The sequence below is a fragment of the Pseudomonas sp. GW821-FHT11G12 genome, assembly GCF_058808055.1.
The window spans coordinates 366,763-388,608 of sequence record NZ_JBXARH010000003.1 but is presented as its reverse complement, the minus strand read 5'-3'; the positions used below and the strand labels follow the sequence as shown (position 1 = coordinate 388,608).

Below are 21,846 nucleotides of genomic sequence, written 5' to 3'. Positions count from 1 at the left end.
TCTCCGTTGGCCGCGAACATGGGCGACAGTCCGGCGCCCTTGTACGCCCGCGTCAAACAGATGATCACCCAGCAGATCGACAGTGGTAACTGGCCGCCGCATTACCGCGTGCCGTCGGAAAGCGAGCTGGTCAGCCAGTTGGGCTTCAGCCGCATGACCATCAACCGAGCGCTGCGGGAAATGACCGCCGACGGCCTCTTGGTGCGCATGCAGGGCGTCGGCACGTTCGTCGCCGAACCGAAGAGCCAGTCCGCGCTGTTCGAGGTGCACAACATCGCCGACGAAATCGCCTCCCGTGGCCATCGCCACACCTGCCAGGTGATCACCCTGGAAGAAGAGGCCGCCGGTTCCGAGCGCGCCCTGGCGCTGGACATGCGCGAAGGGCAGAAGGTGTTCCACTCGCTGATCGTGCATTACGAAAACGATATTCCGGTGCAGATCGAAGACCGCTTCGTCAACGCGCTGGTCGCTCCGGAATACCTCAAGCAGGATTTCACCCTGCAAACGCCTTACGCCTACCTCAACCAGGTTGCGCCGCTGACCGAAGGCGAGCATGTGGTCGAAGCGATCCTCGCCGAGCCGACCGAATGCAAATTGCTGCAGATCGAAAAAGGCGAGCCGTGCCTGCTGATCCGCCGTCGCACCTGGTCGGGCCGTCAGCCGGTGACGGCAGCGCGCCTGATCCACCCCGGTTCCCGTCATCGTCTGGAAGGTCGGTTTCATAAATAAAAAGCATAAATAGAGAGCATAAATGAGCGAGTTGAAGGTTCTACGCGCCGAAGGCTACCCGCGCATGCCGTGGAAAAATGGCGGCGGCAGCACCGAGGAAATCACCCGTGACGCCGGTGCCGGTCTCGACGGTTTCGGCTGGCGTCTGTCGATTGCCGACATCGCCGAATCCGGCGGCTTCTCGACGTTCACCGGTTATCAGCGGGTGATCACGGTGTTGCAGGGCGACGGCATGACCTTGTGTGTCGACGGTGATGACACTCGGCCGCTGTTACCCCTCGACCCGTTTGCCTTCAGCGGCGAAAGCCAGGTGTCCTGCACCTTGCTCGGCGGCGCGATCCGCGATTTCAACCTGATCTACGCACCGCAGCGTTACAGCGCGCGTTTGCAGTGGCTGGATGGCGAGCAACGATTCTTCAGCTCCGCCGGCACCGTTCTCGTCTTCAGCGTCAGCGAGTTGCTGGAAGTGACGGTCGGTGACAGCGCTTCGCAACTCGGCCGGCATGATTGCCTGCAACTGGACGGTAACACCGGTCTGGTGGAAATCGCCGTCAACGCGGGCTGCTGTGTGATCGAACTGACTGCACACTGATACATCTGCGCATGTGAAAACACATTGTGGCGAGGGAGCTTGCTCCCGCTGGGCTGCGAAGCGGCCCCGGTCTGGTATTCGCCAGAACCGGGAGCCCTTCGGTCTCCAGCGGGAGCAAGCTCCCTCGCCACATTCGCATTTCAATTCCTGTTTCCCTCAGCGCACCAACTTGTTACCGAACGCCCCAGCGTGGCGCAAAACCACGCTCATGAACCAGCCTCCCGCTTGCTCAAACCAACCCCGCGAAAAAATTCATACACGCCACAACCCTTGATTCAGGCGTCCTCCAGCCATGCCCGGCATTTTTGTTGAACAGCCCTCCAACAAGTTGGCCGCTCGATTGCATATGCTTGTATGTACAAGTAAAGACGTATGCGTATGAGTCGTTAGAGGTTCTCCGCAGCGTCCCTGATTCGCTTGTCGCGCATTGAAGCGCACAAGCCGCTTGCCCATCGCCAGGGTTGGTTTGAATTGATCGCTGAGGAGTCTTTTTCGTGACTGACAATAAGCCTACAAAATTCCGCAATGTCGAAATCCGCGCTGCCCGCGGCAACAAGCTGACCGCCAAGAGCTGGCTGACCGAAGCGCCGCTGCGCATGCTGATGAACAACCTCGACCCGGAAGTGGCCGAGAACCCGAAAGAACTGGTGGTTTACGGTGGCATCGGCCGCGCTGCGCGCAACTGGGAGTGCTACGACAAGATCGTCGAAAGCCTGACCAACCTGAACGACGACGAAACCCTGCTGGTGCAGTCCGGCAAACCGGTCGGCGTGTTCAAGACCCACAGCAATGCGCCGCGCGTACTGATCGCCAACTCCAACCTGGTGCCGCACTGGGCGACCTGGGAACACTTCAACGAACTCGACGCCAAGGGCCTGGCCATGTACGGCCAGATGACCGCCGGCAGCTGGATCTACATCGGCAGCCAGGGCATCGTCCAGGGCACCTACGAAACCTTCGTCGAAGCCGGTCGCCAGCATTACAACTCCAACCTCAAGGGCCGCTGGGTCCTGACCGCCGGCCTCGGCGGCATGGGTGGCGCTCAGCCGCTGGCCGCGACCCTGGCCGGTGCCTGCTCGCTGAACATTGAATGCCAGCAGGTGAGCATCGATTTCCGCCTGAAAAGCCGTTACGTCGACGAGCAGGCCAAAGACCTCGACGACGCCCTGGCACGCATTGAGAAGTACACCAAAGAAGGCAAGGCGATCTCCATCGCGCTGCTGGGCAACGCTGCAGAAATCCTCCCGGAACTGGTTCGTCGCGGCGTGCGCCCGGACATGGTCACCGACCAGACCAGCGCCCACGATCCGCTCAACGGCTACCTGCCGGCCGGCTGGACCTGGGACGAATACCGCGCCCGCGCCAAGACCGAACCGGCCGCTGTAATCAAAGCCGCCAAGCAATCGATGGCGGTGCACGTCAAAGCGATGCTGGACTTCCAGAAGCAAGGCATCCCGACCTTCGACTACGGCAACAACATCCGTCAAATGGCCCAGGAAGAGGGCGTGGAAAACGCCTTCGACTTCCCGGGCTTCGTCCCGGCCTACATCCGTCCGCTGTTCTGCCGTGGCATCGGCCCGTTCCGCTGGGCGGCGCTGTCGGGTGATCCACAGGACATCTACAAGACCGACGCCAAGGTCAAGGAACTGATCCCGGACGACGCGCACCTGCACAACTGGCTGGACATGGCCCGCGAGCGCATCAGCTTCCAGGGTCTGCCGGCACGGATCTGCTGGGTCGGCCTGGGCCAACGCGCCAAGCTCGGCCTGGCGTTCAACGAAATGGTCCGTCGCGGCGAGCTGTCGGCACCGATCGTGATTGGTCGCGACCACCTCGACTCCGGCTCGGTATCGAGCCCGAACCGCGAAACCGAATCGATGCAGGACGGTTCCGATGCCGTCTCCGACTGGCCACTGCTCAACGCCCTGCTGAACACCGCGAGCGGCGCGACCTGGGTGTCGTTGCATCACGGTGGCGGCGTCGGCATGGGCTTCTCCCAGCACTCGGGCATGGTGATCGTCTGTGACGGGACCGACGAAGCGGCCGAGCGTATCGCTCGCGTACTGCACAACGATCCGGGCACCGGTGTGATGCGCCACGCCGACGCTGGTTACCAGATCGCCATCGACTGCGCCAAGGAGCAAGGGCTGAACCTGCCGATGATCACCGGTAAATAAAAACGGCGGGAGCGAGCATGCTCGCTCCCGCTCAAGCCAATACAACAAAACCCAGAACAATCCACAGAGGTTGAATCATGGCTGGCAACACCGATCGTGCAAGCAACAAACCGTTGATCGAAAAGCGTTCGATCGACTACATCCCGGAAGCGGAAAGACACGGTCGTCTATTCAGTCAGTTCACCCTGTGGATGGGTGCCAACCTGCAAATCACCGCAATCGTCACCGGGGCCTTGGCCGTGGTGCTGGGCGGTGATGTGTTCTGGTCGCTGATCGGTCTGTTGATCGGTCAACTGCTGGGCGGCGGTGTCATGGCGCTGCACGCGGCACAAGGTCCGAAGCTGGGTCTGCCGCAGATGATCTCCAGTCGTGTGCAGTTCGGGGTTTATGGCGCGGCGATTCCGATCGTGCTGGTGTGCCTGATGTACCTGGGTTTCACCGCGACCGGCACGGTGCTGTCGGGCCAGGCGCTGGGCCAGTTGTTTGGTGTCAGTGACACTGTCGGCATCCTTCTTTTCGCCAGCGTCATCGTCGTGGTCACGGTGCTCGGCTATCGGGTGATCCACTGGATCGGCCGTATTGCCAGTGCCATTGGCGTGATTGCTTTTGTTTATCTGTTCAGCCGTCTGCTGAGTCAGGTGGACGTCGGCGCACTTCTGGAAATCCGCCATTTCAGCTGGAGCAGTTTCCTGCTGGCGGTGTCGCTGGCAGCGTCCTGGCAGATCGCCTTCGGCCCTTACGTGGCGGACTATTCGCGCTACCTGCCGAGCAAGGTTTCCTCGGTGAAAACCTTTTTCGCTGCCGGTGCCGGTTCGGTAATTGGCGCGCAGGTGGCGATGATCCTCGGCGTGTTCGCGGCGGCTTCGGCCAACGGCCAGTTCGCCGGTCATGAAGTGGCTTACATCGTCGGCCTGGGCGGGACCGGTGCCACCGCTGCGCTGCTGTATTTCAGCATCGCGTTCGGCAAGGTGACCATCTCCACCCTGAACTCCTACGGCAGCTTCATGTGCATCGCGACCATCATCAGCGGTTTCCGTGGTGACCTGAAAGTAACGCGCATGCAGCGTCTGGTGTTCGTGCTGGTCATCGTGGGTGCGGCGACGCTGATGGCGCTGCTCGGCCAGCACTCGTTCCTCGGGGCGTTCAAGTCTTTCATCCTGTTCCTGCTGGCGTTCTTCACGCCGTGGAGCGCGATCAACCTGGTGGACTACTACTGCATCACCCGCGAGCGCTATGACGTACCGGCGCTGGCCGATCCGAACGGTCGCTACGGCCGCTGGAACCTCCTCGGTATCAGCGTCTACGTGTTCGGTGTGCTGGTGCAGCTGCCGTTCATTTCCACCAAGTTCTACACCGGTCCGCTGGTGGCCGCGCTGGGTGATGTGGATATCTCGTGGATCATCGGCCTGGTGTTGCCTGCCGCGCTGTACTACGTGTGCGCAAAGAAATGGCACGGCAGCGTGCCCGATCAACTGATTCTGCCGGTCGAGCAGAACAGCGTTGTACAACCTAAAGCAAGCGGGGCCGGTCGCGCTGCGGCGCAGGCCTGATTTGGACGTGGACAGGGCTGGATGCCTCTTGACTGCCGTAAGCCAACTCATGATTAGGAGCGTCACAACAATGAAATCGAACAAGACCCTGCTGACCACACTGCTGTCCATGGGCCTGCTGGCCAGTGCCGGCGCCACTCAGGCTGCCGGCTGGTGCGAATCCGGCAAACCGGTGAAATTCGCCGGCCTGAACTGGGAAAGCGCGATGTTGCTGACCGACGTGCTGCAAGTCGTGTTGGAGAAAGGTTACGACTGCAAGACCGACAGCCTGCCGGGCAACTCCATCACCATGGAAAACGCCCTGAGCAGCAACGATATTCAAGTGTTCGCCGAAGAGTGGGTCGGCCGCAGCGAGGTCTGGAACAAGGCCGAGAAGGCCGGCAAGGTCGTCGGTGTCGGCGCGCCGGTCGTCGGTGCGATTGAAGGCTGGTACGTGCCGCGCTACGTGATCGAAGGCGATGCCAAGCGCAAGATCGAAGCCAAGGCGCCGGACCTGAAAAACATCGCTGACCTGGGCAAATACTCGGCAATCTTCAAGGATGCCGAAGAGCCGTCCAAGGGCCGTTTCTACAACTGCCCTGCCGGCTGGACCTGCGAGCTGGACAACAGCGAAATGCTGAAAAGCTATGGCCTGGAAAGCACCTACACCAACTTCCGCCCGGGCACCGGCCCGGCGCTGGATGCGGCGGTGCTGTCGAGCTACAAGCGTGGCGAGCCGATCCTGTTCTACTACTGGTCGCCAACCCCGCTGATGGGTCAGATCGACGCCGTCAAACTGGAAGAGAAACCGGGTGTCGACAAGACCGTGACCATCAAGGTCGGCCTGTCCAAGACCTTCCACGAGCAAGCGCCTGAGCTGGTGGCCGTGCTGGAAAAGGTCAACCTGCCGATCGACCTGTTGAACCAGAACCTGGGTCGCATGACCAAGGAGCGGATCGAGTCGCCAAAACTGGCCAAGATCTTCCTGAAGGAACATCCTGAAGTCTGGCACAAATGGGTGAGCGACGACGCAGCCAAGAAAATCGACGCTGCGATTTGAAAACTACTGCGCTCGGCAATACTGCGTTGAAAGCAGACTCGAAATGCTCATTGACTAAAGTCAACTCCGCTTTCTCGCCTGCTTTCGCCTTGTCTTGCCTTCGCTCGCTACGTTTTCAACGGCTTGTTTATAAGGGCAGGCTTTCCGGCACCGTGTAGCGGTGCCGAAAACCCCTTGATTGAGAGTCTCTTATGTTTCCCGAACGCTTTACGTTTTCCATCGCCGACTGGGTCAACGGTTGGGTCGATGCGCTGGTCACCAACTACGGCGACGTGTTCCGCCACATCTCCGACACCCTGCTGTGGGCCATCGTCAATCTTGAAGGCCTGCTGCGCGCAGCGCCGTGGTGGTTGATGCTGGCCATCGTCGCGGGCGTTGCCTGGCACGCCACGCGCAAAGTCGTGACCACCGCCGTGATCGTCGGTTTGCTGTTCCTGGTCGGCGCCGTCGGCCTGTGGGACAAACTGATGCAAACGCTGGCGCTGATGATGGTCGCCACGGTCATCTCGGTGCTGATCGGTGTGCCGCTGGGGATTCTCTCGGCGCGCAGCAATCGCCTGCGTTCGATCCTGATGCCGCTGCTCGACATCATGCAGACCATGCCCAGCTTCGTGTACCTGATCCCGGTGCTGATGCTGTTCGGCCTGGGCAAGGTGCCGGCGATTTTCGCCACCGTGATCTACGCAGCACCGCCGCTGATCCGTCTGACCGATCTGGGCATCCGCCAGGTTGACGGTGAAGTGATGGAAGCCATCAACGCTTTCGGCGCCAACCGCTGGCAGCAACTGTTCGGCGTGCAACTGCCGCTGGCCCTGCCGAGCATCATGGCCGGGATCAACCAGACCACCATGATGGCCCTGTCGATGGTGGTGATTGCCTCGATGATCGGCGCCCGTGGCCTGGGTGAAGATGTGCTGGTGGGCATTCAGACCCTCAACGTCGGACGTGGTCTTGAAGCCGGTCTGGCGATCGTGATTCTCGCAGTGGTCATCGACCGCATTACCCAGGCGTATGGTCGGCCACGGCATGAGGTGAGCAAATGAACAACGCAACCGTGAGCAAGATCGAAGTCAAAAACGTCTTCAAGATTTTCGGCAACCGCGCCAAGGACGCCCTGGCGATGGTCGGCCAGGGCAAGACCAAGGATCAGGTGCTGAACGAAACCGGTTGCGTGGTCGGGGTCAACGACTTGTCCCTGAGCATCGGCACCGGCGAGATCTTCGTGATCATGGGCCTGTCCGGCTCCGGCAAATCCACGCTGGTGCGCCACTTCAATCGCCTGATCGATCCGACCAGCGGCGCGATCCTGGTGGACGGCGTGGACATCCTGCAATACGACATGGAAGCCCTGCGCGAATTTCGCCGGCACAAGATCAGCATGGTGTTCCAGAGCTTCGGCCTGCTGCCGCACAAGACCGTCCTCGACAACGTCGCCTACGGCCTGAAAGTGCGCGGCGAGACCAAGCAGCTGTGCGCCGAACGCGCACTGCACTGGATCAACACTGTGGGCCTCAAAGGCTACGAAAACAAATACCCGCACCAGCTCTCCGGTGGCATGCGCCAGCGTGTCGGCCTGGCCCGCGCTCTGGCGGCGGATACCGACATCATCCTGATGGACGAAGCGTTCAGCGCCCTCGATCCGCTGATCCGCGCGGAGATGCAGGATCAGTTGCTGGAGCTGCAAAAGACCCTGCACAAGACCATCGTCTTCATCACCCACGACCTCGACGAGGCTGTGCGCATCGGCAACCGCATCGCGATCCTCAAGGACGGCCGCCTGATCCAGGTCGGTACGCCGAAAGAGATCCTGCACTCGCCGGCGGATGAGTATGTCGACCGCTTCGTGCAGCGGCGGGCGGCGGTGGTTTGAGGTTCGTTCCCGCGTCGAGGCGTCGAACCGTCTGCGTGGGAATGCATTCCGTGACGATCAGGTTAAAGAGGTTTTAGATGTCCCAGGCTGAAAAAATCGTTATCGCCGACGCCTCGATGCGTTGGCAGGATGTGGTCGCGGTAGCCCGTCACGGCGCGCAGCTCGAGCTGTCGGCCCAGACCTGGGCGCGCATCGAAAATGCTCAGGGCATCGTCCAGCGCATCGTTGCCAGCGGCGAACGTGCTTATGGCGTCAATACCGGGCTGGGCGGTTTGTCCAACGTCTCGCTGCAGGGCGAACAACTCAGCCAGCTGTCGCGCAACACCTTGCTCAGCCATGCCTGCGGCGTCGGCCCGGTGCTGGCCGACGAGCAGACCCGCGCCATCATGTGCGCCGCGATCCGCAATTACAGCCACGGCAAATCCGGGATTCATCGGCAAGTGGTCGAAGCGCTGCTGGCGCTGCTCAATCGCGGCATCACCCCGCAAGTGCCGTCGCAGGGTTCGGTGGGTTACCTGACCCACATGGCGCACATCGGTATCGCGCTGCTGGGCGTCGGCAATGTCAGCTATCGCGGGCAGGTTGTCTCTGCGCAGCAAGCGCTGGCCGAAGAAGGCCTGCAACCGGTGCAACTCGGCGCGAAGGACGGTTTGTGCCTGGTCAATGGCACGCCGTGCATGACCGGTCTCAGTTGCCTTGCCATCGCCGATGCCACGCGTCTGGTGCAATGGGCGGACGTGGTCGGTGCCATGAGTTTCGAAGCGCAGCGCGGCCAGATCGCCGCGTTCGATGCCGAGATCATCGCGCTCAAGCCGCATCCGGGCATGCAGCAGGTCGGCGTCAATCTGCGTGCGCTGCTCGATGGCAGCGAAGTGATTGCGACGAGCAAAGGCATTCGCACCCAGGATGCGCTGAGCATCCGCTCGATCCCGCAGGTGCACGGCGCTGCGCGCGATCAACTGGAACACGCGATCAAACAGATCGAAACCGAACTTAACGGCTGCACCGACAACCCGCTGCTGCTGGGTACGCCGGACAATTTCCGGGTGATGTCCCAGGCCAACCCGCACGGTCAATCGGTCGCGCTGGCGGCGGATTTGCTGGCGATTGCGATGGCCGAAATCGGCTCGATTGCCGAGCGGCGTCTGGATCGCCTGATCAACCCGCATGTCAGCGGTCTGCCGGCGTTCCTGGTGGCCAATCCGGGGGTGAACTCCGGGATGATGATCGTGCAATACGTCGCCGCGTCGCTGTGCGCGGAAAACCGCCAGTTGGCGCAACCGGCGGTGCTCGACAACTACGTCACTTCGGGCCTGCAGGAAGACCATCTGAGCATGGGTACCAACGCCGCGCTGAAGCTGCACCGCGCACTGGAAAACTGCACGCAGATCCTCGCCATCGAGTACCTGCTGGCGGCTCAGGCCTTTGAATTCCTCAAGGAACAACGCTTCGGCGCCGGCACCGATGTGGCGTGGCGACTGCTGCGCGAGAAAGTCCCGGCCTACGATCAGGACCGCTGGCTGGCGCCGGATATCGCCGCTGCCGCGAGCGTGTTGAAGGACTCGGATTTGCTGCACAACGTACTACCGAATTTGCACTGACAACTGCCCATACCAGCGTGCCAAGGCGCGGATCGTCCAAAAGACGAGAGGCGACGGATAACGGAATGCTCCGGAGCGACTGGTAGTTCATAACAAACTCTCAAAAGGAGCATTTAAATGACTGCGCTGAACCTGATCCCCGGCCAACTGAGCCTGGCCCAACTGCGTGACGTCTACCAGAACCCGGTCAAGCTGACCCTCGACAACAGCGCCTCGGCGCAGATCGAAGCCAGCGTCGCCTGCGTCGAGCAGATCCTCGCCGAGAACCGCACTGCCTACGGCATCAACACCGGTTTCGGCCTGCTGGCCTCGACCCGCATCGCCAGCGAAGACCTGGAAAACCTCCAGCGTTCGCTGGTGCTGTCCCACGCCGCTGGCGTTGGTCAGCCGATCAGCGATGAGCTGGTGCGTCTGGTGATGGTGCTCAAGGTCAACAGCCTGAGCCGTGGTTTCTCTGGCATCCGCCGCGTGGTGATCGATGCGCTGATCGCCCTGATCAACGCCGAGGTTTACCCGCACATTCCGTTGAAAGGTTCGGTCGGTGCGTCCGGCGACCTGGCACCGCTGGCGCACATGTCGCTGGTGCTGCTGGGCGAGGGCAAGGCGCGCTACAAGGGCGAGTGGATGGAAGCGACCGAAGCGCTGAAAGTCGCCGGTCTGACCCCGCTGACACTGGCGGCGAAGGAAGGTCTGGCGCTGCTCAACGGCACTCAGGTGTCTACCGCATTCGCGCTGCGCGGCCTGTTCGAAGGTGAAGACCTGTTTGCCGGTGCACTGGCGCTGGGTGGTCTTACAGTTGAAGCGGTGCTCGGTTCGCGCTCGCCGTTCGACGCCCGCATCCACGCCGCCCGTGGTCAGAAAGGCCAGATTGACACCGCTGCTGCTTACCGCGATCTGCTGGGCGAGCGCAGTGAAGTGTCCGATTCGCACCAGAATTGCGAAAAGGTTCAGGACCCGTACTCGCTGCGCTGCCAGCCGCAAGTCATGGGTGCGTGCCTGACTCAGTTCCGTCAGGCTGCCGAGGTGCTGGTGATCGAAGCCAACGCCGTATCCGACAACCCATTGGTATTCGCGGTTGAAGGCGACGTGATTTCCGGCGGTAACTTCCACGCCGAGCCAGTGGCCATGGCCGCTGACAACATGGCATTGGCCATCGCCGAAATCGGTTCGCTGAGCGAACGTCGCATCTCGCTGATGATGGACAAGCACATGTCGCAACTGCCGCCGTTCCTGGTGGCCAATGGCGGGGTGAACTCCGGTTTCATGATTGCCCAAGTGACTGCGGCCGCACTGGCCAGCGAGAACAAGGCGCTGGCTCACCCGCATTCGGTGGATAGCCTGCCAACCTCCGCCAACCAGGAAGACCACGTGTCGATGGCTCCGGCTGCCGGCAAGCGTCTATGGGAAATGGCCGAAAACACCCGCGGGATTCTCGCGGTGGAATGGCTGGCGGCGGTGCAAGGTCTGGACCTGCGCAACGGCCTGAAGACCTCGACCAAACTGGAAAAGGCCCGGGCGATTCTGCGTCGCGAAGTACCGTTCTACGAGAAGGACCGCTTCTTCGCGCCGGACATCAATGCGGCGACCGAGCTGCTGGCTTCGCGCATTCTGACTGAACTGGTTCCGGCGAAACTGCTGTCGAGCCTGTAATAGCCACCCCTCACCCCAACCCTCTCCCCAGAGGGGAGAGGGGGAAAGGGAGCCGATCTTTATGGTTTTAAAAACCTGAGATCGACTCAGAACTTTCAGGTCGATGTACCTCGAAAGAACAACACGGTCAGTCCCCTCTCCCTCCGGGAGAGGGCTAGGGTGAGGGGGCTTTTGAAGGCTGCCCACCAAACAGAATCCAACGGAGGCTCACAGTGAAAACCCTCTGGCAACACTGCCACGTCGCAACCATGGCGCAAGGCGTCTACTCGATCATCGAGGATGCGGCCATCGTGACGTCCGGCGCACACATCGAGTGGATCGGACCGCGCACTCAATTGCCGTCGGGCGAATACCCGGCGGTCAACGATCTGCAAGGCGCGTGGGTCACCCCCGGCCTGATCGACTGCCACACCCACACCGTGTTCGGCGGCAACCGCAGCGGTGAGTTCGAGAAACGCCTGCAAGGCGTCAGCTACGCCGAGATCGCAGCGGCCGGCGGCGGCATCGCCAGCACCGTGCGCGCCACGCGCGAAGCGTCGGAAGACGAACTGTTCGCCAGCGCCGCCAAACGCCTGAAAAGCCTGATGCGCGACGGCGTGACCACGGTCGAAATGAAATCCGGCTACGGCCTCGACCTGGCCAGCGAGCGCAAGATCCTGCGGGTCATCCGCCGCCTTGCCGACGAATTGCCGATCAGCGTGCGCAGCACCTGTCTGGCGGCTCACGCGTTGCCACCGGAATACAAGGATCGCGCTGACGATTACATCGATCACATCTGCACCGAAATGCTTCCAGCGCTGGCCGCCGAAGGCCTGGTGGATGCGGTGGATGCGTTCTGCGAATACCTGGCGTTCTCCCCGGAGCAAGTCGAGCGGGTGTTCATCGTCGCGCAAAAACTCGGCCTGCCGGTGAAGTTGCACGCCGAACAACTGTCGTCGCTGCACGGCTCCAGCCTGGCTGCGCGTTATCACGCATTGTCTGCCGATCATCTGGAGTTCATGGACGAAGCCGACGCCATCGCCATGGCCGAATCCGACACTGTCGCGGTGTTGTTGCCGGGCGCGTTCTACTTTCTGCGTGAAACCCAGTTGCCGCCGATGGAAGCCCTGCGCAAGCACAAGGTGAAAATCGCCATTGCCAGCGACCTCAACCCCGGCACCTCGCCGGCGTTGTCGTTGCGGCTGATGCTGAACATGGCCTGCACCTGTTTCCGCATGACCCCGGAAGAAGCCCTGGCCGGCGCCACGATTCATGCGGCGCAAGCCTTGGGCATGGCCGATACCCACGGTTCGCTGGAAGTCGGCAAGGTGGCGGATTTCGTCGCCTGGCACATCGACCGGCCGGCGGATCTGGCGTACTGGCTCGGTGGTGAACTGGACAAACGCGTCGTGCGTCACGGCGTTGAATCAAGTCTGTAGGAGAACGGTTGTGGATAAGGTTCTGAACTTCAAACAAGGTCGCGTGCCGCTGCTGATCAGCATGCCCCACGCGGGTGTGCGCCTGACCCCGGCGGTCGAGGCCGGATTGATCCCGGACGCGAAAAGCCTGCCGGACACCGACTGGCATATTCCGCAGCTCTACGACTTCGCCGCCGAACTGGGCGCCAGCACGCTGGCGGCCGAGTACTCGCGGTTCGTCATCGACTTGAACCGGCCGTCCGACGACAAACCGTTGTACGCGGGCGCCACCACGGGCCTGTACCCGGCGACGCTGTTCGATGGCATTCCGTTGTTCAAGGAAGGCAAGGAACCGTCGAAAGAAGAACGCGCGTCGTACCTGGAACAGATCTGGACGCCGTACCACCGCACCTTGCAGGAAGAGCTGGCGCGGCTGAAGGCCGAGTTCGGTTACGTACTGTTATTCGATGCGCACTCGATCCGTTCGGTGATCCCGCACCTGTTCGACGGCAAACTGCCGGACTTCAACCTCGGCACCTTCAACGGCGCCAGCTGCGATCCGCAGTTGGCCACGCAACTGGAAGCGATCTGCGCGCGCCACGGCGATTACAGCCATGTGCTGAACGGACGCTTCAAGGGCGGCCACATCACCCGTCACTACGGCAACCCGGCCGAGAACATCCACGCCGTGCAACTGGAACTGGGCCAGTGCACCTATATGGAAGAGTTCGAACCGTTCCGCTACCGCGCCGATCTGGCGGAGCCGACGCGGGTGGTGCTCAAGGAGTTGTTGCAAGGGCTGCTCGCCTGGGGCGAAAAGCACTACAACGCGTAACCCTCTGTCGTGATCGTTCCCACGCGGAGCGTGGGAACGATCTGGCTGAGGGACGTAGCCAAACAGTCGCCACCGTGCAAATCCCGGTCGCCACAGGTCGCTTTTCCGTCTCGTCTGCTGCGTAATGTTTCGGCCACGGTGCAAGAAGACACCGATCCGAACAATAACCCGCTGCCGCACGAGACGATCCCACATGAAAAAACTGTTCACTCGTTGTGCGTTAATCCTCACCGGCAGTGCGCTGCTCAGCGCCGGCGCCATGGCTTCCGACGATGCTTCCTGCAAAACCGTGCGCATGGGCGTGGTCAACTGGACCGACGTGATCGCCACCAGCGGCATGGCCGACGTGCTGCTCAATGGTCTCGGCTACGAAAGCAAACAGACCAGCGCCGTGCAGCAAATCATCTTTGCCGGCATCCGCGACAAGCGTCTGGATATCTTCCTCGGCTACTGGAAACCGGCGATGGACAAGAACATCGCGCCGTTCCTCGCTGCCAATCAAGTCAAAGTGATGGACAAGCCAAGCCTGGCCGACGCTCAGGCGACGCTGGCAGTGCCGGACTATGTCGCGGCGGCGGGGCTGAAAACCTTTGGTGACATCGCGAAGTTCAAGGATCAGCTCGGCGCCAAGATCTACGGCATCGAGCCCGGCAGTGGCGCCAACACCACGATCAAGACCATGATCGAAACCAACCATTTCGGTCTGAAGGATTTCAAGATCATCGAATCCGGTGAGGCCGGCATGCTCGCCGCCGTGCAGCGGGCGGTGAACCGCAAGGAATTCGTGGTGTTCGTCGGCTGGACCCCGCACCCGATGAACATCAACATGAAAATCACCTACCTGACCGGCAGCGATGATGTCTACGGCCCGAACGAAGGCGCCGCCACCGTTTCCACCGTCACCTCGCCGGACTACGCCGAGCGCTGCCCCAACGTCCATCGACTGCTGGAGAACCTGACCTTCACCGCCGCTCAGGAAAGCCAGTTGATGGTGCCGATCATGGAGCGCAAGACACCCCAGGAAGTGGCAAAGAACTGGCTGCGTGAGCACCCGGAAGATTTGCAGCGCTGGCTGGCGGGTGTCAGCAGTTTCGACGGCAAGGATGGCGTGGCCACGGTTCAGGCCAGCCTGAAAAACTGATGGGTACTTATCCACTGTCGCCGGCGATGGCGGCGTTTGTCGCCAGGACCGAAAGCTTCGCCAGCGATGACAGCAGCCTTGCTGGATTGCGCCGGGGCTATGACGAGATGTGCCGGGCGTTCACTCCACCGCGACCGGCAGGGCTTGAGGTAGAGGACTTTCGATTGGGCGCGGTGCCGGTCCGCGCCTATCGCCCGCCTGCTGCGTCACCATCCTGTGTGGTGTATCTGCACGGTGGCGGTTGGGTAGTCGGCGGGCTCGACTCCCACGATTTCATCTGCTGCGAACTGGCCATGGCGCTGGGGACAATGGTGGTGGCAGTTGATTATCGGCTTGCGCCCGAGCATCCCTTTCCCGCCGGGTTCGACGATTGCCTGAGTGTCTGGCGTGCCCTGCGCGACGGATCGTTCGGCTTCGACCGCGAGCGGATGCTGGTGGCCGGCGACAGCGCCGGTGGCAATCTCGCCGCTGCGTTGTGCCTGGCCTTGCGCGATACCGGCGAGCCTCTGCCCGGCGCTCAGGTGCTGATCTATCCCGGACTGGGCGGCGACGAACATCTGCCGTCACGCAGCGAATGCGCCGATGCGCCACTACTGACCAGCAGCGATGTCGACTGTTATCACGCGTTGTACCTGCGTGGCTCGACGCAACCGAATGCCTGGGCCATGCCGTTGCTCGCCGATGACGTCAGCCGATTGCCCCCGGCCTGGATCGCCGTGGCGCAGTTCGATCCGTTGCGCGACGACGGGGTGCGCTACGCCGAACGACTCGCCGCCGCCGGGGGCGAGGCCGCGTTGTATTACGGTGAAGGGCTGGTGCATGGCTGTCTGCGGGCGCGGCATCAGGTCGCCGAAGTCGATCGTCTCTACGAAAGCCTGCTGGGGTTCATGGCTGACAAATTGTGACAGTGCACGGGCATGCTCATTGACGTAAATCGGGTTTATGATGCCGGACGGCAGAATAATAGAAGTCCCCCCAGGGATGACCTCGACCCCTTACGGAGCACGCAATGCAGACATTGTTTCCGCAGATCAAACCTCACGCACGGCACGATCTGGCCGTCGACGACACCCATACGCTGTACGTCGACGAAAGCGGTTCACCGGAAGGTTTGCCGGTGGTGTTCATCCACGGTGGTCCCGGTGCCGGGTGCGATGCCCAGAGCCGTCGCTACTTCGATCCTAACCTGTATCGCATTGTCACCTTCGACCAGCGCGGTTGCGGTCGCTCCACCCCGCACGCCAGCCTGGAAAACAACACCACCTGGGATCTGGTCGAAGACCTCGAGCGCATTCGCAAACACCTGGGCATCGAGAAATGGGTGCTGTTCGGCGGCTCCTGGGGTTCGACCCTGGCGCTGGCTTATGCGCAGACCCACCCGGAGCGCGTCCATGGTCTGATCCTGCGTGGGATCTTTCTTTGCCGCCCGCAGGAAATCGAATGGTTCTACCAGGCCGGTGCCAGCCGTCTGTTCCCCGATTACTGGCAGGACTACATCGCGCCGATCCCGCTGGACGAACGCGACGACTTGCTCAGCGCTTTCCACAAACGCCTGACCGGCAACGACCAGATCGCCCAGATGCACGCGGCCAAAGCCTGGTCGACCTGGGAAGGGCGCACCGCGACCCTGCGGCCGAACCCGCTGGTGGTCGACCGTTTCTCCGAGCCGCAGCGCGCCTTGTCGATTGCGCGGATCGAATGCCACTACTTCACCAACAACGCTTTCCTTGAGCCGAACCAGTTGATTCGCGACATGGGCAAGATCGCCCATCTGCCGGGTGTGATCATCCACGGCCGCTACGACGTGATCTGCCCGCTCGACAATGCCTGGGAACTGCATCAGGCCTGGCCGAACAGCGAGCTGCAGGTGATCCGCGACGCCGGTCATGCTGCGTCCGAACCGGGCATCACCGATGCGCTGGTACGTGCCGCCAGTAACATGGCCCGGCGCCTGCTCGACCTGCCGCCCGAAGAAGCATGAAGGGTCTTTTGCAGCGCGTGAAAGGCGCGCGGGTCGAAGTGGCGGGAGAGGTGGTCGGCAGCGTCGATCAGGGGTTGCTGGTGCTGGTGGCGGTCGAACCCGACGACACGCAGGCCAGCGCCGACAAACTTCTGCATAAGCTGCTTAACTATCGAGTGTTCAGTGACGCCGAGGGCAAGATGAATCTGTCCTTGGTGGATGTGGGTGGCGGGTTGCTGCTGGTCTCTCAGTTCACCCTGGCTGCCGACACCAAAAGCGGGTTGCGCCCGAGTTTCTCGACCGCTGCCCCTCCGGCCCTGGGCGAGGAATTGTTCGACTATCTATTAAGCAAAGCGAAACAGATGCATGGCACTGTGGCATCAGGTAGATTCGGCGCGGATATGCAGGTGCACCTGGTCAACGATGGCCCGGTAACCTTCCTGTTACAGACATGAAAGTGCTTGAAACAACTTTTTAAGGGCTTTTCGGCTGAAAACAGGGAATTTTCGCGATAAATACTTTGTTACCCCTGATGCGTTGTCACGCGGGCTACTAGATAATCGCGCGCTACGGGGATCAGCGTTCGTTGGTCCATTTTGACTTAGGTAGAGACTTGTCCGGATCCGATTGGGGAATCATTTTGACCCAGCGGAGTCGGAACAATGCTCGCCAACTTGGCAAGGGTGCCCTGCAAGGCCGGTATTTTTGTACCGAAAACCTCACAGGCACTTCATCTGGCCGTTGGTTTATTGATCTGTTTTCGGCGAGGGTTGCTCGTGATTGTTAGTCCCTGTAATGCAGCAAAATTGTCTGCCAAACGCTTGCGCAGCGCTCTGGTAGCGGGCTCGGCACTGCTGTGCCTGCTCAGCGCCGGCCAGCTTTGGGCATTCAATCTTGACGATGTGTCGGCCAAGGCCAAAGAACTGGCCGGGCAGAAATTCGAAGCCCCGCGCAGCAACCTGCCGAACGAATTCCGTGACATGAAATTCGCGGACTACCAGAAGATTCGTTTCCGCACCGAAAAAGCCGAATGGGCCGACCAGAAGACCCCGTTCAAGCTGTCCTTCTATCATCAGGGCATGCACTTCGATACGCCGGTGAAAATCAACGAAATCACCGCGAACACCGTCGAAGAGATCAAATACGATCCGAGCCGTTTCGATTTCGGCGATCTGCAGTTCGATCCAAAGGCCACCGAACAGCTGGGCTATGCCGGTTTCCGTGTGCTGTACCCGATCAACAAGGCTGACAAGCAAGACGAAATCATGACCATGCTGGGCGCGAGCTACTTCCGCGTCGTCGGCAAGGGTCACACCTACGGTCTGTCGGCCCGTGGCCTGGCGATCGATACCGCTCTGCCGTCCGGCGAAGAATTCCCGCGTTTTCGCGAGTTCTGGATTCAGCAGCCGAAGCCGGGTGACAAGCACCTGGTGATCTTCGCCCTGCTCGATTCGCCGCGCGCCACCGGCGCCTACCGTCTGATCCTGCGTCCTGGCAGCGACACCATCGTCGACGTCAAAGGCCAGATGTACCTGCGTGACAAGGTTGGCAAGCTCGGCGTCGCGCCGCTGACCAGCATGTTCCTGTTCGGCGCCAACCAGCCGTCGAAAGTGCTCAACTACCGTCGTGAATTGCACGACTCCAGCGGTCTGTCGATCCATGCCGGCAACGGCGAGTGGATCTGGCGCCCGCTGAACAACCCGAAACACCTGGCTGTCAGCCAGTTCAGCGTCGAAAACCCGCGCGGTTTCGGTCTGCTGCAACGTGGCCGTGACTTCAGTCACTACGAAGACCTCGACGACCGCTACGACAAGCGTCCAAGCGCCTGGATCGAGCCGAAGGGCGACTGGGGCAAAGGCACCGTCGATCTGGTCGAGATCCCGACCGCCGACGAAACCAACGACAACATCGTTGCGTTCTGGAACCCGGAAAAACTGCCGGAGCCAGGCCAGCCGCTGGACTTCGCCTACCGCATGCACTGGACCATGGACGAAGCGGCGATTCACGCGCCGGACAGCGCCTGGGTCAAGCAGACCCTGCGTTCGACCGGTGACGTCAAGCAATCGAACCTGATCCGTCAGCCGGATGGCAGCGTGGCCTATCTGGTCGACTTCGAAGGCCCGTCGCTGTCGGCCCTGGCCCCGGATGCGGACGTTCGCAGCCAGGTCAGCGTCGGCGACAACGCCGAACTGGTCGAGAACAGCGTGCGCTACAACCCTGAAACCAAGGGCTGGCGCCTGACCCTGCGGATGAAGATCAAGGACGCGAGCAAGTCGACCGAGATGCGTGCCGCACTGGTGCAGAACATCGTCCCGGCCGATCTGGCCAAGACCTCGCTGCCGGCTTCCAACTCCTCGGTTGCCAAGGCCGACAAGGTCGCCGCCAAGCAACAGGAGAAAGCCGACAAGGAAGCCAAGGCCGCCGAAGCCAAACAGGCCGACGCCAAGCCAGCGACAGACGCCAAGGACAAGGCCAACAAAGACGCCAAGCAGCCAGCCGCTGCGGACGCGGCCCCAGCCACACCGGAATCGGCACCGACTGAAGAAGTCCTGACCGAGACCTGGAGCTATCAGTTGCCTGCCGATGAGTAACTCTCAAGTACAGCCAGAGACTCTGTCCGAGTACCTGGCGCATCTGCCGATGACCGACGAGCAGCGCGCGGAACTCGCGGGCTGCCAGTCCTTCAGCGAATTGCATGAACGCCTGTCGTCCTCGACGTTCGACGCGCCGACCGAAGCCGCCCAGGCTTCGGTGGGCAAGCGCCTGACCCTCAGCACCGCCGAAGAGCTGGAAGACGCGGAAATGCTGGGCGTGGACGCCAGCGGTCGAGTCCGTCTCAAGGCCACGCCACCGATTCGTCGGACCAAGGTCGTGCCGGAGCCGTGGCGCACCAATATCCTGGTGCGTGGCTGGCGCCGCCTGACCGGCCGGACCAATCCGCCGCAACCGCCGAAAGACGAAAACGTGCTGCCGGCCGCCCGCTGGCGCACCGTCGGTTCGATCCGTCGCTACATCTTGCTGATCTTGATGCTCGGCCAGACCATCGTCGCCGGCTGGTACATGAAAGGCATCATGCCGTACCAGGGCTGGTCGTTCGTCGATCTGGAAGAAGTCCTGCATCAACCGCTGCTGCAAACCGCCACGCAAGTGCTGCCGTATGCGCTGCAGACCAGCATCCTGATCATGTTCGGGATTCTGTTCTGCTGGGTATCGGCCGGTTTCTGGACCGCGCTGATGGGCTTCCTCGAATTGCTCACCGGTCACGATAAATACCGGATCTCCGGTAAAAGCGCTGGCAACGAGCCGATTCCGAAAGATGCGCGCACCGCACTGGTGATGCCGATCTGCAACGAAGACGTGCCTCGGGTGTTTGCCGGTCTGCGTGCGACGTTCGAGTCGGTGGCGGCCACGGGTGACCTGGATCGCTTCGACTTCTTCGTGCTCAGCGACAGTAACGACACTGATATCTGTGTTGCCGAGCAACAGGCCTGGCTGGACGTCTGCCGTGAAGCCAAGGGCTTCGGCAAGATCTTCTATCGCCGTCGTCGCCGTCGCGTCAAACGCAAGAGCGGCAACCTCGACGACTTCTGCCGTCGCTGGGGCGGTGACTACAAGTACATGGTCGTGCTCGACGCCGACTCGGTGATGAGCGGCGAGTGCCTGACCAGTCTGGTGCGCCTGATGGAGGCCACTCCGGACGCCGGCATCATCCAGACCGCGCCGCGTGCTTCGGGCATGGACACGCTGTATGCACGTATGCAGCAGTTCGCCACTCGCGTTTACGGTCCGCTGTTCACCGCCGGCCTGCACTTCTGGCAGCTGGGTGAATCCCACTACTGGGGTCACAACGCGATCATCCGCATGAAGCCGTTCATCGACCACTGCGCCCTGGCGCCGTTGCCGGGCAAAGGTGCGTTCTCCGGTGCGATCCTCTCTCACGACTTCGTTGAAGCTGCGCTGATGCGCCGTGCCGGCTGGGGCGTGTGGATTGCCTACGATCTGCCGGGCAGCTACGAAGAACTGCCGCCGAACCTGCTCGACGAACTCAAGCGTGACCGTCGCTGGTGCCACGGCAACCTGATGAACTTCCGCCTGTTCCTGGTAAAAGGCATGCACCCGGTGCACCGTGCGGTGTTCCTGACCGGCGTGATGTCTTACCTGTCGGCACCGTTGTGGTTCTTCTTCCTGGTGCTGTCCACCGCGCTGCTGGCGGTCAACACGCTGATGGAACCGCAGTATTTCATGGAGCCACGCCAGCTCTATCCGCTGTGGCCGCAATGGCATCCGGATAAAGCGGTCGCGCTGTTCTCGACGACCATCGTGCTGCTGTTCCTGCCGAAGCTGTTGAGCATCATCCTGATCTGGGCCAAGGGCGCGAAAGAGTTCGGCGGCAAGTTCAAGGTGACCCTGTCGATGCTGCTGGAGATGCTGTTCTCCATGCTGCTGGCGCCGGTGCGGATGATTTTCCACACCCGTTTCGTCCTCGCCGCGTTCCTCGGCTGGGCCGCGACCTGGAACTCGCCACAGCGTGACGACGACTCCACGCCATGGAGCGAAGCGGTCAAGCGCCACGGCCCGCAGACTCTGCTGGGCTTCTTCTGGGCACTGCTGGTGATCTGGCTGAACCCGAGCTTCCTGTGGTGGCTGGTGCCGATCGTCGGTTCGCTGATGCTGTCGATTCCGGTGTCGGTGATTTCCAGCCGCGTGGGTCTGGGCCTGAAGTCCCGTGACGAGAGCCTGTTCCTCATCCCCGAGGAATACAATCCGCCACAGGCGCTGCTGGCCACTGATCAGTACACCCACGAAAACCGCTGGCATGCGCTGAACGACGGCTTCGTCCGCGCCGTGGTCGATCCGCAGCAGAACGCCTTGGCGTGCTCGCTGGCGACCTCGCGTCACGGTGAGGCCGAGCCGATCGAGTGGCTGCGTCAGGAACGTGTGCGTCACGCGATCAAGGTGGGCCCGGCCGGGCTGAACAACCATGATCGCCTGCAACTGCTGAGCGACCCGGTCGCCCTGGCGCGCCTGCACGAGCAGGTGTGGGCCGAAGGTCACGCCGAGTGGCTGGACGCCTGGCGGGCCTCGGTGAAAGCCGACCCCCATGCGCCGTTGCTGCCGCTCAAGCCTGTGAGCTTGCAGGCGCAACCGGCCTGATGAAGAACCCCGCGAAAGCGGGGTTTTTTTTGTTCTCGATAAAGGAGCCCCTCGGCTCGGCCCTTGATTGTTAAACAAATCGTCCATTAAACCTTGTGCAAAAAATCGAGTGCGTTAGCATCCGTCCCCGAATTGGCGCACCCGGACAATC

Annotated in this window: 17 protein-coding genes; all 17 read left to right on the top strand. The window is 61.6% G+C overall.

Annotation, left to right across the window (positions count from 1 at the left end):
• Nucleotides 1-18 precede the first annotated feature (18 nt).
• The 17 genes from hutC to mdoH all read left to right on the top strand — a co-directional run bounded on the left by hutC (nucleotide 19) and on the right by mdoH (nucleotide 21,695).
• Nucleotides 19-729: a histidine utilization transcriptional repressor HutC gene (hutC, locus tag AC1RR7_RS13035; protein ID WP_173861404.1), complete on the top strand. Its 711-nt coding sequence runs from the start codon at nucleotides 19-21 to the stop codon at nucleotides 727-729.
• Between the two features lie 22 nt (nucleotides 730-751).
• Nucleotides 752-1,321, top strand: coding sequence for a HutD/Ves family protein (locus AC1RR7_RS13030; RefSeq protein ID WP_096821981.1), 570 nt, complete (start codon nucleotides 752-754; stop codon nucleotides 1,319-1,321).
• Nucleotides 1,322-1,815: 494 nt separating this feature from the next.
• Entirely contained in the window at nucleotides 1,816-3,498 is a 1,683-nt protein-coding gene (hutU, locus tag AC1RR7_RS13025; RefSeq protein ID WP_273538988.1) for a urocanate hydratase, read from the top strand.
• Nucleotides 3,499-3,575: 77 nt separating this feature from the next.
• Complete coding sequence (locus AC1RR7_RS13020) at nucleotides 3,576-5,048, top strand: purine-cytosine permease family protein (protein WP_102622792.1); 1,473 nt, start codon at nucleotides 3,576-3,578, stop codon at nucleotides 5,046-5,048.
• A 70-nt stretch (nucleotides 5,049-5,118) separates the two neighbouring features.
• Nucleotides 5,119-6,087 carry an ABC transporter substrate-binding protein gene (locus tag AC1RR7_RS13015; protein ID WP_493157625.1) on the top strand — a complete coding sequence of 323 codons (969 nt, stop codon included), beginning with the start codon at nucleotides 5,119-5,121 and terminating at the stop codon, nucleotides 6,085-6,087.
• Between the two features lie 191 nt (nucleotides 6,088-6,278).
• Nucleotides 6,279-7,130 carry an ABC transporter permease gene (locus AC1RR7_RS13010; RefSeq protein WP_096819948.1) on the top strand — a complete coding sequence of 284 codons (852 nt, stop codon included), beginning with the start codon at nucleotides 6,279-6,281 and terminating at the stop codon, nucleotides 7,128-7,130.
• Nucleotides 7,127-7,957 carry a quaternary amine ABC transporter ATP-binding protein gene (locus AC1RR7_RS13005; protein ID WP_102622793.1) on the top strand — a complete coding sequence of 277 codons (831 nt, stop codon included), beginning with the start codon at nucleotides 7,127-7,129 and terminating at the stop codon, nucleotides 7,955-7,957. Before AC1RR7_RS13010 ends, AC1RR7_RS13005 begins: the two co-directional genes overlap by 4 nt.
• Before the next feature lie 77 nt (nucleotides 7,958-8,034).
• Entirely contained in the window at nucleotides 8,035-9,558 is a 1,524-nt protein-coding gene (gene hutH, locus AC1RR7_RS13000) for a histidine ammonia-lyase (protein WP_273540738.1), read from the top strand.
• A 117-nt stretch (nucleotides 9,559-9,675) separates the two neighbouring features.
• Nucleotides 9,676-11,208 carry a histidine ammonia-lyase gene (gene hutH / locus AC1RR7_RS12995; protein WP_493157622.1) on the top strand — a complete coding sequence of 511 codons (1,533 nt, stop codon included), beginning with the start codon at nucleotides 9,676-9,678 and terminating at the stop codon, nucleotides 11,206-11,208.
• 212 nt (nucleotides 11,209-11,420) lie between these two features.
• Nucleotides 11,421-12,626, top strand: a complete 1,206-nt coding sequence (gene hutI, locus AC1RR7_RS12990; protein WP_096819944.1) for an imidazolonepropionase — start codon at nucleotides 11,421-11,423, stop codon at nucleotides 12,624-12,626.
• Nucleotides 12,627-12,636: 10 nt separating this feature from the next.
• Complete coding sequence (gene hutG, locus AC1RR7_RS12985; RefSeq protein WP_493157620.1) at nucleotides 12,637-13,440, top strand: N-formylglutamate deformylase; 804 nt, start codon at nucleotides 12,637-12,639, stop codon at nucleotides 13,438-13,440.
• A 193-nt stretch (nucleotides 13,441-13,633) separates the two neighbouring features.
• Nucleotides 13,634-14,581, top strand: a complete 948-nt coding sequence (locus AC1RR7_RS12980; protein ID WP_493157618.1) for a choline ABC transporter substrate-binding protein — start codon at nucleotides 13,634-13,636, stop codon at nucleotides 14,579-14,581.
• Nucleotides 14,581-15,486 carry an alpha/beta hydrolase gene (locus AC1RR7_RS12975; RefSeq protein WP_493157616.1) on the top strand — a complete coding sequence of 302 codons (906 nt, stop codon included), beginning with the start codon at nucleotides 14,581-14,583 and terminating at the stop codon, nucleotides 15,484-15,486. The genes AC1RR7_RS12980 and AC1RR7_RS12975 overlap by 1 nt, the downstream gene beginning before the upstream one ends.
• 104 nt (nucleotides 15,487-15,590) lie before the next feature.
• The gene (gene pip, locus AC1RR7_RS12970; RefSeq protein ID WP_096819940.1) at nucleotides 15,591-16,562 is read left to right on the top strand and encodes a prolyl aminopeptidase; all 972 of its coding nucleotides are present in this window, start codon (nucleotides 15,591-15,593) and stop codon (nucleotides 16,560-16,562) included.
• Nucleotides 16,559-16,996 (top strand): D-aminoacyl-tRNA deacylase, encoded by a 438-nt coding sequence (dtd, locus tag AC1RR7_RS12965; RefSeq protein ID WP_493157614.1) that lies wholly within the window; start codon nucleotides 16,559-16,561, stop codon nucleotides 16,994-16,996. Before pip ends, dtd begins: the two co-directional genes overlap by 4 nt.
• A 321-nt stretch (nucleotides 16,997-17,317) precedes the next feature.
• On the top strand, nucleotides 17,318-19,132 hold the full coding sequence (locus AC1RR7_RS12960) for a glucan biosynthesis protein G (protein WP_096819956.1): 1,815 nt from the start codon (nucleotides 17,318-17,320) through the stop codon (nucleotides 19,130-19,132).
• Nucleotides 19,125-21,695 (top strand): glucans biosynthesis glucosyltransferase MdoH, encoded by a 2,571-nt coding sequence (gene mdoH / locus AC1RR7_RS12955; protein ID WP_096819939.1) that lies wholly within the window; start codon nucleotides 19,125-19,127, stop codon nucleotides 21,693-21,695. Before AC1RR7_RS12960 ends, mdoH begins: the two co-directional genes overlap by 8 nt.
• Nucleotides 21,696-21,846: the final 151 nt, after the last annotated feature.

Bases quoted from the DNA above. Each gene is read 5' to 3' on its own strand.
- dtd (WP_493157614.1), top strand. From the start codon at position 16,559: ATGAAGGGTCTTTTGCAGCGCGTGAAAGGCGCGCGGGTCGAAGTGGCG.
- mdoH (WP_096819939.1), top strand. From the start codon at position 19,125: ATGAGTAACTCTCAAGTACAGCCAGAGACTCTGTCCGAGTACCTGGCG.
- AC1RR7_RS13020 (WP_102622792.1), top strand. From the start codon at position 3,576: ATGGCTGGCAACACCGATCGTGCAAGCAACAAACCGTTGATCGAAAAG.
- hutH (WP_493157622.1), top strand. From the start codon at position 9,676: ATGACTGCGCTGAACCTGATCCCCGGCCAACTGAGCCTGGCCCAACTG.
- hutC (WP_173861404.1), top strand. From the start codon at position 19: ATGGGCGACAGTCCGGCGCCCTTGTACGCCCGCGTCAAACAGATGATC.
- hutH (WP_273540738.1), top strand. From the start codon at position 8,035: ATGTCCCAGGCTGAAAAAATCGTTATCGCCGACGCCTCGATGCGTTGG.
- AC1RR7_RS13015 (WP_493157625.1), top strand. From the start codon at position 5,119: ATGAAATCGAACAAGACCCTGCTGACCACACTGCTGTCCATGGGCCTG.
- AC1RR7_RS13005 (WP_102622793.1), top strand. From the start codon at position 7,127: ATGAACAACGCAACCGTGAGCAAGATCGAAGTCAAAAACGTCTTCAAG.
- AC1RR7_RS12980 (WP_493157618.1), top strand. From the start codon at position 13,634: ATGAAAAAACTGTTCACTCGTTGTGCGTTAATCCTCACCGGCAGTGCG.
- AC1RR7_RS13010 (WP_096819948.1), top strand. From the start codon at position 6,279: ATGTTTCCCGAACGCTTTACGTTTTCCATCGCCGACTGGGTCAACGGT.
- AC1RR7_RS13030 (WP_096821981.1), top strand. From the start codon at position 752: ATGAGCGAGTTGAAGGTTCTACGCGCCGAAGGCTACCCGCGCATGCCG.
- pip (WP_096819940.1), top strand. From the start codon at position 15,591: ATGCAGACATTGTTTCCGCAGATCAAACCTCACGCACGGCACGATCTG.
- AC1RR7_RS12975 (WP_493157616.1), top strand. From the start codon at position 14,581: ATGGGTACTTATCCACTGTCGCCGGCGATGGCGGCGTTTGTCGCCAGG.